A 12,820-nucleotide genomic window follows, 5' to 3' on the forward strand; every position below is an offset into this window, starting at 1 on the left:
GGTCGCTCACGGCATGCGCGTCGCGCGGGGCTCGGCGGCGAGTGGACTGGCTTGTCAGCCGAGGCGCGTGTCGCCGTGCCTCGGCCGGCCCGTTGGCCCACTCGCCCAGCTGCGACGCGCGCGGTGGCACGACGCCCAGCTCCACGACGGCCAGCTCCACCACGGCCAGCTCCACGACGCCAAGCTCGAGGACGCGGACAAGGGCCCTCCGCTGGGCGCCGCGTGAGGCTCTGCGTCGGCCTTGGTGCTGGCGGGCGAGCAGCCGGCGTCTCGTTTGACCGGCCGCCGCCCCGCTGAGCTGCGAGTCCGCGCGGCGGCGACCCAGGGGACGCGGAGCAGGGGGCTTCGACCTTGGCGAGCTGGCGCAGGCAGATCCCGTGGGTCTCGCTCGAAGCGCGAGCGCGGGTCGTCGCTCCTGGCCGCGCTCAGTCGTCTTCCTTGCAATATCCCTTCTTGTCGGGCTGGCCGCCCTCTTCCCAGCATTGCAGCCACTCCTCCAGCCACTCGTGGCGCGCTTCCACGAACTTCTCGAGGTCCTCGACCTCCTCCAGATACTTCTTGTTGCTGAATGGCTTGTGGGTATCTGCGAGCACCGACGCCTCAATCTGGTCCGTCCAGGTCGCGATCTTCTCGTGGAGGACCTCCACGCCGTACGCAGCGTCGAATTGAACCCTGATCGTCTCGATGTACTTCCAGAACCAATCTTCGTCTTCGAGCGCCAGCTCGTACCATATACGACCGTGGTACCGCTCTTTTTTGTGCCACACCACCGGATCGGGGTTGTCTGGGTACATGCCTTTCGGCCCATCGTTGAAGCGGTCGAAGACGCTGTCTAGATCCCAGGGGATCAGCTTGAAGACACCGCTCATCGGGTCATCGTAGAAGAAGAAATTCATGCCACCGGCCCACCCCCCGTCGGAGTCGGGCAGGATCGCCTCGGCCGCGTACACCGTCAACGCCTGCTCGACATCGAGGAGCGCCTCGAGATCCTCGAGCTTCTTGACGTCTGCCAGCGCCTCGATGCGATCGTCGTTCGCGGTCTTCTTGTTGGTCTTCAGCTCCCAATTGTGTCGATCCCACAGATCGCCGGTCGGATCCTCGAACACGCGGTCGAGGTATATCTCGTTGATCTTCTCGAGGTTGGTGTAAATGCCGTAGTACTCGCCGTTGATCTCGATCCGGGCGTGGTTGGCGCAGACCGCGATGACGCCCATGTTGCGCATGATCGACAGCGCGAGGCGGTCACGCAACATGTTGCGATTTGCGGGCGCCGCATCGAACGCGAGCGACTCTAGACCGAGGAAGTGCCCATTCTTCTTGTCGACCCGGTCGAAGGCAATGTGGAGCTGGAGCTTGTCGGGGCTGCCATCCCAGCTCTTGGGGTTGCCGCGCAGGCGGATCTCGGCGTCGTTGATGACGATGTCACCGTAGCGGAACTCGGTGAGCGGATGATATGGATCGGGGTCGAGTCCCTTGTCTTTTTGCTTCTCGCCGTGCTCCCACTCCCACTCCAGATCGTCCCAGACGTCATCGTCAATGGTCAGCTCGAAGGTTGGCAATAGATCCTGCGCGAAGATCGCGTGGCAGCCCTCCTCGTCGGGTGGGGGGATCTGTTCATTGGGGTCTGCGGATTCAGTGCCCAGATTCTGGGGTGGAACATTCGCCTCGACATCGCCCGTACGCAGCGCGTTGACGTTGCCCGCCGGTTCCACGCATGCCAACATGGCGCTCGACGAGAACCCCAGAAGTTGGATGAAGCGTGTGGCTGAGTACGCGGTTGTCTTCATCGTGAAACACCGGCTGTAGGGAAGCATGTCAGGAATTCCCGATATTGAAACGAGCCCATGACGAGGCTCGGACGACCAAGCTATATATCATGATAGCGTGGTGCCGCGGGTCGGATGGGCAAGCGATTGTCGATGCGCAAGATATGCAGAACTGCGCCGATGCCGAAGACCAGCTTCCAATCATCGCTGATAATACGCGGTGGGCGCCGAGTCCGAGCGGCCGCTGGCCAAGGTTCGCAGGTTCGAGCGCTCGCCGCATTGACGTGCTCGAGCTTGGCGATGTCAAACGAGGTCATCTTCAGCGCCGGTTGAACACCAGCTTGCGCCGCACGGTGGGCAGGATCTGGGCAGGCGCGCCGCAGTTGGCTCGAGCCTGCTCGGCCCGCGCGCGAACGCTCGCCCGCTGCTCCGCGACACGTCCGCCAGCGTCGTCGCCGGTCGCCGTCAGATCGGACCCGCGCGCGCGAGACTGGAGCTCCCATGCGGCCTTCCCGTTTGGACGTTGGTGCGGGGCGGTCGCTCGTGTCGCCCTGACTGGGCACGGGCCACCGGGTGGAGACCTGCGCAGGCGCCGAGGCGGGCCAGCCAAGGCGCGCCAGCGTGAAGCAGGCGGCGCTCCAGCCAGCAGCCAGAGCCACGTCGCGGGCTGCGTACCCGCTCGCCGCCTGGGTGTGCTGCGCCGCACGCAGCTACCTCCCACGCCTATGATAGCCAGGCGACGACGCGCGAGGTGCTCATGAGTGAAGCCGAACCCACAGATCAGCCCATCAACTCGCCCGCGGGTATCGCCGCCGGCAAGGTCCTCGTGACCGGCGCGACCGGTCACCTCGGATCCAACGTGGTCCGGCGGCTGCTCGCCGATGGCCACGACGTGCGCGCGCTGGTCCAGGCCCGGGCCGACAACCGCAGCATCGACGGCCTGCCGATCGAGCGGGTCGAGGGCGATCTGCGTGACGCCGAGTCGCTGCGCCGCGCGGTCGCGGGCGTCGACCGGGTGTTCCACATCGCGGCCAAGATCTCGACCGCGACCGCGACCCCGGCCGAGCAGCGCGCGCTCTATCAGATCAACGTGATCGGGACCCGCGACATCCTGCGCGCGTGCCTTGACGCGGGGGTCGGCCGGGTGGTGATGACCGGGTCATTCTCGGCGACCGGCTTCGACCTCGATGATCCAAGCAAGCCCAGCGACGAGACCCTGCCATTCTATCCGTTTGGGCACACCATGCCCTACGCACACACCAAGGCGCTGGCCGAGCACGAGGTGCTCAAGGCCGCGGCCGAGGGCCTCGACGCCGTGATCGCGACATCGTGTGGCTGCATTGGCGCCTGGGACTACCTGCCTTCGCGGATGGGCGGGACCTTGTGTGATCTCGCCAATGGCAAGCTGCGCGCGTACGTTGAAGGTGGCTTCACGTGGGTGCGCGGGGTCGACATCGCCGATGGCCACATGCGCGCGATGGAGTACGGCCGCAAGGGCCAAAAGTACCTGTTCGCCACTGAATTCATGACGATCAGCCAGCTATTTGGCACCTTCCGCGAGGTCGCCGGGGTCAAGCGCGAGCTGACCGAGATCCCGATCGATCTCGTTGGGGCCGTCGCCGCGGTCTACTCGGGCACGCTCGCGCGCTTCTTTCCGAAGGCGTCGCAGCGGCTCACGCCCGGCTCGATCGCGGTGCTCAAGGCCCGCCGCCACGTCGACACCAGCAAGGCCCGGCGCGAGCTCGGGTTTCGCCCAACCAGCATGCGCGAGGCCATGACCGACGCATACGAGTTCTTTGTGCGCGAGGGCATGATCAAGCGTGACGCCCGCGTGACCGTGCCCGCGACCGAAGCCGCCGAGTAATCGCCATGTCTACCAAAGTTCGCATCCCCAGCTTCGCCGACGCCAAGAACCGCCGCCAGAAGGTTCGCGCGGCCGGCATGAACCCCAATTTTTGGTACCCGGTCGAATACGTTGGCGCCGTCAAGCCTGGCAAGATCATCGAGGTCACCTTTTGGGGCAAAGAGTTTGCCCTGTTTCGCGGCCAGGATGGACAGCTGCGGGCGATCGAGAACCGCTGCGCCCACCGCCAGCTCAAGCTGACCGGCGGCGAGGTCCGCGGCTGCCAGGTCGTGTGCCCGTATCACGGGTGGTCGTTTGACGGCGACGGGCGCCTGGTCGACATCCCCCACGAGCTGTTCGACAAGAACATGCCCAACATTCGCCTGCCCGACTTCGAGGTCCGCGAGCGCTATGGCTTGATCTGGCTGTTCCCAGGCGACCGCGAGCGGGCCGCGAGCGTGCCCATGCCCGAGATCCCCGAGATCGAAGGCCCCAACGCGTGGGCGTGCGTGCCGGTTGACTTTACGTGGAACGCCCACCACTCGATGATCATCGACAATGTGTCGGACTTCACCCACGAGTACCTGCACCGCAAGTACGAGCCGTTCAAGAACCCGCGGCTGACCCACCTCGAGGTCGAGGGTGACAAGGTGTTCGTTGAATACGACACCGAGGTCGCCGCCGGAAAGCTGTATAGCAGCTTCATCCCGCGCGCGTCCGCGGACACCAGCCACATGAAGCTCTGCTATGAATACCCGCATCAGTGGTCGAATACTGATGATTGGATCAAGCATTGGTGCTGTGTGCTGCCGATCGACGAGCGGACCACGCGGGCGTTCTTCTTGTTTTATTACAAGCAGCTCAAGATCCCGTTCTTGCCGGTTGGGATCCCGCGACGGCTGATGGTCCCGATCCTCGAGATCGCCAACCGCGTGCTGATGCGGCCGCTGCTCGAAGAGGACGGCGCGGCCGTCGAGGCCGAGCAGGCCGGGTACGAACGTCACTACGACGCGCCGGTCGCCGAGCTCAGCCCGGCCGTCCACGAGTTTCAGAAGCTGACGATCCGCAAGTGGGAGGAGTACCTGGCCGAGCGGGGCTCGCAGCAGACCCAGCGGCGCTTGCCGGTCATGCCCAGCGGGTCGTGACGGGTCCGTGACCTCCGTGGAGCTTCGCAGCTCGCCACCTGCATGGGTGGCTCGCGCAGCGCTTGGTTCGGCACTAGTGCGCGGTCGAGCGGTCGCCGCGGTGCCCCTTCGGTGCGTGCTTTTCAATGTAGCGAATGATCTCCCCCGCCACATCGATACCCGTAGCCGTCTCGATCCCCTCGAGCCCCGGCGACGAATTGACTTCCATGATCAACGGCCCGCGGTTTGATTGCAGCATATCGACGCCAGCGACCCGCAGCCCCATCGCCTTGGCCGCCGCGATCGCGGTCTTGCGCTCGACGGGCGAGAGCTCGGCGCCCGCGGCGTGGCCACCACGATGCAGGTTAGACCGGAATTCACCCGGGGCGCCCTGTCGGCGCATGGCTGCAATGACCTTGTCACCCACGACAAAGCAGCGCAGATCCGAGCCCGCCGCCTCGGCGATGAATTCTTGAACCAAAATGTTGGCCGACAACCCGTGGAACGCCTCTACGACCGAGCGGGCTGCCAAGAATGTATCAACCTTGATCACGCCGAGACCCTGGGTGCCCTCGACCAGCTTGATGACATAGGGCGGCTCGCCAACGGCCTTGAGCAGGCGGTCGACGTCGTCGGGGTGGGCGGCGGCGGCGGTCCGTGGCAAGCCCAGGCCCTTGCGCGTCAGGATCTGCAGCGCGCGCAGCTTGTCGCGCGAGCGGGCGATCGCCTGCGATCCGTTGACGCACAAGATGTCCTGCATCTCGAACTGCCGCACGATCGCGGCCCCGTACATGCTGGACGTCGCGCCGATCCGCCCGATCACGGCGTCGATGCCGGTGAGCACGTGATCGCCAAGCAATACGCGGGGGTTCTCTGGCTCGAGGCTGGCGCAGCAGCGCCGGAAGTCGACGAGCTCGATCTCGTGGCCTTGCGCCTGCGCGGCCTCCAGCATGCGGTTGGTGGAGTACAGGCGCGGATTCTGGGAGAGCAGGATGAACTTCATGAAGATTCTCGGGGGCTGCCGCCGAACTGACGCTCGATCCGGCTGGCGACCCAATGACTCGAAGACTTTGGTGCGGACAGTGAACCAGCCTCCGAATGCGTCCGCAAGCGGGGGAGACGCTCTCACCCGAGCTGAGGCTAGCTCGCTGCCGACGGTGAACCAGTCCAGGGAACGCGTCCGCAAGCGGGCGAGGAGCCCTCGCCCGAGCTGACACCGACGCAGCCCGACTCACGCGAGCGCGCGCGGAAGCCAGCGAGCGAGCGCCCGGAGGGTTGTCTCCGCAAACCGTAACATGTCTTTGTCGTCGGCGGCCGCGTCGGCGAGATCGCCGTCTTCAAACGCCTCGAGACGATCGACCAGCCAGCCGGCGGATACGGCGCCTCGCGTGAACCTAGACCCTGGCCCCGGCGAGACGGACTCGACCCCGTACTCCTCGAAGTGCTCGAACAACATGTCCATGAGCTCGTCGAGCTGACGGCGCTTGCGAGCGAGGAGGTTTCGACCGTGGTGCTCCGCGAAGCGACCAAGCAACGAGCGAAGCTCCTCTTGCCGATCGTGTCCCACCGAAGCGGGTCCGCCACCGAGTGACCGTTCTGCGACTGGGGTGATGTTGTCTTGTGGCATGGTGAAACCTCTCTGGGGATCCGAGCCCCCGCGCGTCTGAAAGGGAGCACATCCAAGCGAGGGATCAGAGTCAACGCAATTCGACAACCCTGGGGTCATCGTCCAAATTTGCGCGTAGGCTGCGACGCGCGCGATGCAGGCGAGACTTGACCGCTGGCACCGAGAGCTCCAACGCGCTAGCGACCTCCGGGGCGGTCATGCCCTCGAGCTCGCGCAGCACAAACACCTCGCGGTCGAGGTCGGCGAGGTCGGCGAGCGCAGCGAGCAGCGAGGTGCGCAGCGAGTCGGCGCAGACCTGCAGCTCCGGCTCGCGTTCGCTACGGCCGAGGAGCGTCGGATAGCTGCGCGAGGCGGTGTCGATCGCGTCGTCGCGCAGCGCGTGACGGCGGTGCCTTCGGCGGTGGCGGTTGAGCTGGCTGCGGGCGACGGCGGTCGCCCAGGTCATGAACGAAGAGTCGCCGCGAAACCCAGCGAGGTGCCGGACGATCTCGACGTAGGTGTCTTGCAACACGTCGTCGGGGTCGTCCTCGGGCCCACACATGCGTCGACAGATCGCCCGGAGCCGGGGCTGGTGGCTGCGAAGCAGCTCCGGGAGCGAACCCGGTGAGGCGGCGGTGTGCATCTTTGCGAACGCAGTGCATGGCCCGTGCCGAGCACGACTGAAGTCAGCTTGGGTAAGGCTTCTCGCCCGGTTGGAGGGCGCGTCGGCGGACTGGAGCGTTGGACTGCGGCGAACATCTCTCGCGCAGCGGCAAAAAATCGGAGCTGGGAGATCCGAAGCTGATGCGACGAAGATCCGATCGGATTCTCGAGCTCCGATTTAGTCCTCAGTTGGATCCGCGGGCGCGTCGCCGTGGTCCTCGGTGCCGCTGCGAAAGTCTTCTTTGCGCAGGCCGTGGCGCCGCATCTTCTCGAACAAGGACCGCTCCGCGAGCCCAGCGTGTTGCGCTGTCAGGCCGATCCGCCCGCGCGTTCGCGTGAGCAGATGGGTCAGATAGATGCGCTCACCGTCGCGCAGGAGCGCGTCGCGGACTTCTCGCCAGGGCAGCTCCAGCCACGCCTCGGGCAGCTCGAGCTGCGCGAGCTGCCCCAGCTGTTGTTGGTCGGGCGGGGTCGATGGGAGCAGCGGCGGATGGGCAGGGCCTGGCTTTGGATCCTGCGAGCGCGCGACGGACCGGGGCAGGTCCTCGAGGCTGATCTCGTCGCCAAGACACAAGAGCACGGCCCGCTCGATCACGTTGATCAGCTCGCGGATGTTGCCCGGCCAGGCGTAGCCCTCGAGCGCCCGCCGAGCGGGCGGCGTGAACCCGCGGAGCTTGCGGCCCAGCGCGAGGTTGAACCGGGCCAGCTCGCGATCGAGCAGGCAGCTCAGATCCTCGATTCGCTCGCGCAGGGGCGGGAGCTCGAGCTCGATCACGCCCAGGCGGTAATAGAGATCGGAGCGAAACCGGCCAGCGTCGATCTCGACTTCTAGATCGCGGTTGGTCGCGGCGATCAACCGGACGTCGATGGGGATCAGCTTGTCCGAGCCAAGCGGCCGCAGCTGCCGATCCTCGATCACCCGCAGCAATTTGGCCTGCGCGGCGACGGGGAGCTCGGCGACCTCGTCCAGGAACAAGGTGCCGCCGTGGGCGCGCTCGAAGTGACCGCGCCGGGCCTGGTGGGCGCCCGTGAACGCGCCGCGCTCATGGCCAAACAGCTCGCTCTCGACCAGCTCCGCGGGGATCGCCGCGCAGTTGATCGCAATGAAGGGCGCGCTGGCTCGCGGGCTCTGGGCGTGGACGAGCTGGGCGATTCGCTCTTTTCCCACGCCGGTCTCGCCAAGCAGCAGCACGGTGCTCTCGGCGATCGCAGCACGCTTGGCGACCTCGATCGCTCGCCGCATGGCCGGGCTGGCCGCGACCAAATCCGCGACCAGGTCATCGGCGAGGTCATCGGCCGATTCTGTTCCCAGGCGGTTGCTCTGCGCGAGCTCGCTCGCCGCCTCACGCAGCGTGCGGGCCCGCTCGATCAGCGTCTCGAACGCGGTCCGCAGCTCGTCGTCACCAAAGTCGGTGGTGAGCACGCCCAGTCCGCCCGCCGCGAGGATGGCCGCGCTGCTCTGCACATCGTGGCTCTCGGTGACGATCACGACTTCTGGCGGGGTGCTCGAGCCCCGCAGCGCGCCAACCAGCGCGGCGACGCCCGAGAACGAGCGGCAGCCCAGCACCACCGCGTCGTAGCGGTTCTTGCGCACGAATTCGACGATGCCTTTGTCGAGCTCGACCGCGCGGACCAGCACGTCCTGCATGCCAACGAGCGCGCTCAGGCGCTTGGCGAGCGGGCGACGGTCCGTGGCGACGAGCAGACGGAACAGCATTCGGGCGGATGATAGCGCGCTGAACCCTTCAGCTGTCTGCGTGGCTCAAAGCCAAGACTCGATGCACCACGTCGGCGAAAACTCGCGGCGGAGCGAGGGCCCTAGCGCCGCCCTAGCCCGCGCTCGGATCGGGCCAGGCTCGAGCTGCCACGCGTTCGCGGATGACGAGCTGCGACTCTATGCGCTGGCCGAAGGCCACGGCCAAGGCCCGGCCGCCGAGGCTGCGGCCGCCGCGACGCTGCGGGCCGTCGTGCGCGCCCGGTCGAGCGCGGCGAGCTGGCGCAACGACGCCGCGGGGATCCAAGAGCTGTTCGACGCCGCGGCGCTCGAGCTGCACAGCTTGCGGTCGCAGCAGCGCGCGTATCGGGGCATGTCGAGCAGCTTGGCCGTGCTGGCGCTGGGGTATCGCCGGGCGGTGGTCGGGATCGTTGGGGACTGTGTTGGATTCCTCGCCCACGCTGGCGAGGGGCCGCGCGCGCTGGCCTGCGGCCAGGCGTTGCTCTTGGGCCCGGCGCTGGAGGTCAACCCGACGATCGTGACATTCGAGCGGCGCGGGGGGGATCGCTTGTTGTTGGCGCTTGGTGGGGTGCTGGAATTCATCGTGCAATACGGCGAGCAGGCCCGCTGGATGTCGGCCGAGGCCCTGGTCGAAGCGGGCTCGAGCCGCGCGCCCCAGCGCAACGCTGGGCTCGTGAGCGTTGAACTCTAGCTAGATTTTTCCGCACGTCGTGCGTCCCATGGACCCCGGAAATACGTTGAGAGCCCCCTTCTAGGGGGCCACACATGCGGATGCGAACAAACGGCTCCGAGGAGCGAAGCGACCAGACGCGCTAGCGGCTGCAGTCGGCGAAGTCCAAGGTCGCTGTGGGGGTCAATAATACCTAGGACCAGCCGAGGTAGCGATAGACCAAGCGCGAGTACAGCCCGTCCGGGACGAACGGACCTTCGTTGACCGTCAACAGCAGACACGGCTCACCGGGGAGCACCTCGAGCGTGTGGGTGACGTCTGCGTCCGCGCGCTGGATGTCGCCGCGCTCGAATTCGCCGCCACGCGTGAGATCCTCGAGCCCGCCCGCGAGCACGAGATCCAATTCGAGACCTGTGTGCCCGTGGCCGACAACCTTCATGCCCGGGCCAGCCTCGATCATGCGGATCACAGTGCGCGCGCCGGAGATGGCGACGTCGAAGGTGCGAAGCCCCGGCAAGCGGCGGCGCCACGCCAAGCGCTTGAACGGACCTATGATCTGCTGCAAGGGCCACGGGAACACGGCGTCATGTGGTGACGCGGGCGGGTCCGTGGATGGGAGCTCGACGGTCTCGGTCTCGCTGGGCAAGGTTGGGTCGACGCCTGCCATGATGCGGGCGACGAGCGTGTCTTCGTTGGCGGTGGGTGTGGAGATCGCCGTGCTCACCCCCGTGAGCGCGGCCCCGAGCGCCTCGTAGCTGGCGACCGTCTGGCGACAGGTTGGGCACAAGGTCAAGTGACACGCGACGATCAGCGCGTGGCCTGGGTCCGCAGCGCCGGCCGCATACTCGAGCAACACTTCGTCCGGCAAATGATGCTCAACCATGAGAGTGCTCCAAAGACAGGTGAGTGCGAACGCTGGCGAGCGCGAGGCGAATGCGGGACTTGGCGGTGCCCAGGGGGATCTGCAGGGCCTTCGCCGCCTCGGCGATCGTGGTCCCCTGAATATAGACCAGGGCCAGCAGCTCTCGCTGGTCGTTTGGAAGCTCGTCCATCGCGCGCTCGATCGCCGCGAGCTGGCGGCTTTGCTCCGCGGCTTTGTCCGGGGCCGGCGTGCTCGTTGTGGCCTGCGTCGTGACGAACGCAGGGTCGCGGGGATCGGGCGTGGGACGTTGGCGCTTGCGCAGCAGATCCGTCGAGCGGTTGCGCGTGATCGTGAAGATCCATGTTGCTGGTGCGGCGCGGGTTGGATCAAAGGTGCCCGCGCGCCGCCAGATCGTGAGCATCACGTCCTGGACCACGGACTCTGCGTCGTCGAGACCACGGCCCCGCACAAAGCTGCACAGGCGGCCGGTGTAGCGGCGGCAAAGCTCGGCGAACGCGTCGGTGTCGCGGGCTTGCGCGATAGCCTCGAGCAACGCGGTGTCGTCCATGGGCGTGGGGCGGCACGCTAGCACGGGCACGACACGGGCTGCTAGCAGTCGAGATCCTCGCGCGACGGTGGTCGCCCGCTGGTGGTCGGGCAGCGAATCGTGTGTGGCCCGACGCACAGCACCACTACGTCGCAACGCCGCGGTTGGATCACGCGGCCCACAACTCACAGCCTGCAAGCAGGTTGTGGGCGGGGGCGTCGGCAAAAAAATATTGCTCATCCGTGATCCAGCCAGCGGGGCGCTTCGTAGACCTGGGACCGCGGACCGCGGGAACCCTGACCATGAGCCGAACCATGAAACGAACCATCAAGCCTTTACTGGGTGTTGCGCTGCTCGCATTCGCTCTGACCCCTGGCGCCGCCAACGGTGCCGACCACGCTGACTCGCCCCTCGCAGGCGCAGACCCAGCCGCAGACATCTCGGATCTGTACGCCTGGCACACCGAGGACGATCGCCTGGTGATGATCGTCAACTTTGCTGGCCTCGGCGGCGCCGGCAGCCCAGGTACCTACGACGCAGACGTGCTCTACGGCGTCCGAATCGACCGCGACGGCGACGGCATCTCGGATCACGACATCTGGGTTCGCTTCGGCCAAAACGGCGCGGGCGCGTGGGGTGTGCAGGTCGCGGGTCTGCCCGGTGAGGAGCCGGTTGAAGGTCCCGTCAACGAGACCCTGACCAGCGATGGCGGCGCGCTCGTGTTCGCGGGTCCGCGCGAAGATCCCTTCTTCTTCGACCTCGACGGCTTCCTCGCCACCCTGGACACGGGGACGCTCAGCTTCGACGCCAGCAACGACACCTTCGCTGGCACCAACGTGACCTCGATCGTGATCGAGGCCGACATCGCTGGAATCGCCGATGGCGCCACCAATCTGAGCATCTGGGCCACTGCCGCCCGCAAAGGATGAACGTCATGACCATCGCATTGAATCACAACAACATCCTTTCGCTGTCTTGCGCGGCCGCGCTGAGCCTGAGCTTGTTCGCGAGCGGCTGCAACGATGACGGCGCCGGAACCTCTACCGAGACCGGGGAGACGGCCGGCGACGGCGACGGGGACGGCGACGGCGACGGGGACGGGGACGGAGACGGCGATCCCACGGGCGACGGGGACGGAGACGGAGACGGGGACGCCTTCGTGTTCGACGGGTCTCCGGCTGCCGACTACACCAACCAGATCGATCGCATGGGCATGCCCGCGATCAACACGGCGGTCATCTCCTCGAAGGACGCCTACAACGCGGACAACCCGGAAGGGGACATCGCGGGGACCTACGTGTCGGAGATCGTCGCGAGCCTCGAGGTCCTTCACGGCGCGCTCGACGACGACCTCATGGGCCTGAACCTCACGCCCTGTGCCGTCGACGACTGCGTCGCACAAGGCGGGCCGCTGGTGATCCCCGACACGCTCAAGCTCGAACTGGCGAGCCCGGCTGGGTTCCCGAATGGTCGCCGGCTCGCCGATCCAGTCATGGACGTGACCTTGGCGGTCGTGCTCCTGGATCTCGCGGTCCACGAGGCCACCGCGCTCGTCGGCGTCAACCCAATGGCCAACGACGTCCCGTTCCTGGGGTCCTTCCCCTACGTCGCCGAACCGAACTAGTTATGACCCCCACATACGCCTTCGCACTTCGCCGACTGCAGCCGCTTCGCGTCTGGTCGCTTCGCTCCTCGGGGGCGTTTGTGCGCGGGCGTATGTGTGGCCCCCTGAAAGGGGCTCCTTATGACCCCCACATACGCCTTCGCACTTCGCCGACTGCAGCCGCTTCGCGTCTGGTCGCTTCGCTCCTCGGGGGCGTTTGTGCGCGGGCGTATGTGTGGCCCCCTCGAAGGGGGCTCGGGTGGCTTCGGCGGACGTCTTTCGGCACTTCGCCGACTGCAGTCGCTTCGCTCCTCGGGGGCGTTTGTGCGCGGGGGTATGTGTGGCCCCCTGGAAGGGGCTCCTTATGACCCCCACATACGCCTTCGCACTTCGCCGACTGT

At 66.5% G+C, this 12,820-nt stretch carries 14 protein-coding genes; 6 read left to right on the forward strand and 8 right to left on the reverse strand.

The window, feature by feature from the left end; all coding sequences use genetic code 11:
* Window positions 1-67 precede the first annotated feature (67 nt).
* On the forward strand, window positions 68-226 hold the full coding sequence (locus tag DB30_RS13650) for a hypothetical protein (RefSeq protein WP_153258317.1): 159 nt from the start codon (window positions 68-70) through the stop codon (window positions 224-226).
* Window positions 227-425: 199 nt separating this feature from the next.
* On the opposite strand, the gene DB30_RS13655 is transcribed toward DB30_RS13650, so the two are convergent.
* Both DB30_RS13655 and DB30_RS13660 read right to left on the reverse strand, forming a co-directional pair.
* The gene (locus DB30_RS13655) at window positions 426-1,712 is read right to left on the reverse strand and encodes a CotH kinase family protein (RefSeq protein ID WP_052548865.1); all 1,287 of its coding nucleotides are present in this window, start codon (window positions 1,710-1,712) and stop codon (window positions 426-428) included.
* A gap of 373 nt (window positions 1,713-2,085) precedes the next feature.
* Window positions 2,086-2,376 (reverse strand): hypothetical protein, encoded by a 291-nt coding sequence (locus DB30_RS13660; protein WP_146658752.1) that lies wholly within the window; start codon window positions 2,374-2,376, stop codon window positions 2,086-2,088.
* A gap of 147 nt (window positions 2,377-2,523) precedes the next feature.
* Between DB30_RS13660 and DB30_RS13665 the strand changes: the two genes are divergently transcribed.
* Window positions 2,524-3,630, forward strand: coding sequence for an NAD-dependent epimerase/dehydratase family protein (locus DB30_RS13665; protein ID WP_052548866.1), 1,107 nt, complete (start codon window positions 2,524-2,526; stop codon window positions 3,628-3,630).
* A 5-nt stretch (window positions 3,631-3,635) separates the two neighbouring features.
* Window positions 3,636-4,754: an aromatic ring-hydroxylating oxygenase subunit alpha gene (locus DB30_RS13670; protein WP_052548867.1), complete on the forward strand. Its 1,119-nt coding sequence runs from the start codon at window positions 3,636-3,638 to the stop codon at window positions 4,752-4,754.
* A gap of 73 nt (window positions 4,755-4,827) precedes the next feature.
* Here DB30_RS13670 and rimK read toward each other — a convergent pair whose 3' ends face one another.
* From rimK to DB30_RS13690, 4 genes are all read right to left on the reverse strand, one after another.
* Window positions 4,828-5,736: a 30S ribosomal protein S6--L-glutamate ligase gene (rimK, locus tag DB30_RS13675; RefSeq protein ID WP_052548868.1), complete on the reverse strand. Its 909-nt coding sequence runs from the start codon at window positions 5,734-5,736 to the stop codon at window positions 4,828-4,830.
* 228 nt (window positions 5,737-5,964) lie between these two features.
* Window positions 5,965-6,360 (reverse strand): hypothetical protein, encoded by a 396-nt coding sequence (locus tag DB30_RS13680; protein WP_146658754.1) that lies wholly within the window; start codon window positions 6,358-6,360, stop codon window positions 5,965-5,967.
* Window positions 6,361-6,430: 70 nt separating this feature from the next.
* On the reverse strand, window positions 6,431-6,982 hold the full coding sequence (locus DB30_RS13685; RefSeq protein WP_052548870.1) for an RNA polymerase sigma factor: 552 nt from the start codon (window positions 6,980-6,982) through the stop codon (window positions 6,431-6,433).
* A 198-nt stretch (window positions 6,983-7,180) separates the two neighbouring features.
* Window positions 7,181-8,719 carry a sigma-54 dependent transcriptional regulator gene (locus DB30_RS13690; protein ID WP_052548871.1) on the reverse strand — a complete coding sequence of 513 codons (1,539 nt, stop codon included), beginning with the start codon at window positions 8,717-8,719 and terminating at the stop codon, window positions 7,181-7,183.
* 61 nt (window positions 8,720-8,780) lie between these two features.
* Between DB30_RS13690 and DB30_RS13695 the strand changes: the two genes are divergently transcribed.
* Window positions 8,781-9,428: a hypothetical protein gene (locus DB30_RS13695; RefSeq protein WP_146658757.1), complete on the forward strand. Its 648-nt coding sequence runs from the start codon at window positions 8,781-8,783 to the stop codon at window positions 9,426-9,428.
* A 172-nt stretch (window positions 9,429-9,600) separates the two neighbouring features.
* Here the strand turns inward: DB30_RS13695 and DB30_RS13700 are convergent, their stop codons facing one another.
* Both DB30_RS13700 and DB30_RS13705 read right to left on the reverse strand, forming a co-directional pair.
* A complete protein-coding gene (locus DB30_RS13700; protein ID WP_052548873.1) occupies window positions 9,601-10,290 on the reverse strand; it encodes a ChrR family anti-sigma-E factor in 690 nt (229 codons plus the stop codon).
* Entirely contained in the window at window positions 10,283-10,837 is a 555-nt protein-coding gene (locus DB30_RS13705) for an RNA polymerase sigma factor (RefSeq protein ID WP_052548874.1), read from the reverse strand. The genes DB30_RS13700 and DB30_RS13705 overlap by 8 nt, the downstream gene beginning before the upstream one ends.
* 293 nt (window positions 10,838-11,130) lie before the next feature.
* Here DB30_RS13705 and DB30_RS13710 point away from each other — a divergent pair, with 293 nt between their 5' ends.
* Window positions 11,131-11,745: a DUF4331 family protein gene (locus tag DB30_RS13710; protein ID WP_052548875.1), complete on the forward strand. Its 615-nt coding sequence runs from the start codon at window positions 11,131-11,133 to the stop codon at window positions 11,743-11,745.
* A 5-nt stretch (window positions 11,746-11,750) separates the two neighbouring features.
* Window positions 11,751-12,440 carry a DUF4331 family protein gene (locus DB30_RS13715; protein WP_165703752.1) on the forward strand — a complete coding sequence of 230 codons (690 nt, stop codon included), beginning with the start codon at window positions 11,751-11,753 and terminating at the stop codon, window positions 12,438-12,440.
* The last annotated feature ends 380 nt before the right edge of the window (window positions 12,441-12,820 follow it).

This window comes from Enhygromyxa salina, assembly GCF_000737335.2.
Classification (GTDB): Bacteria; Myxococcota_A; Polyangia; order Nannocystales; family Nannocystaceae; genus Plesiocystis; species Plesiocystis salina_C.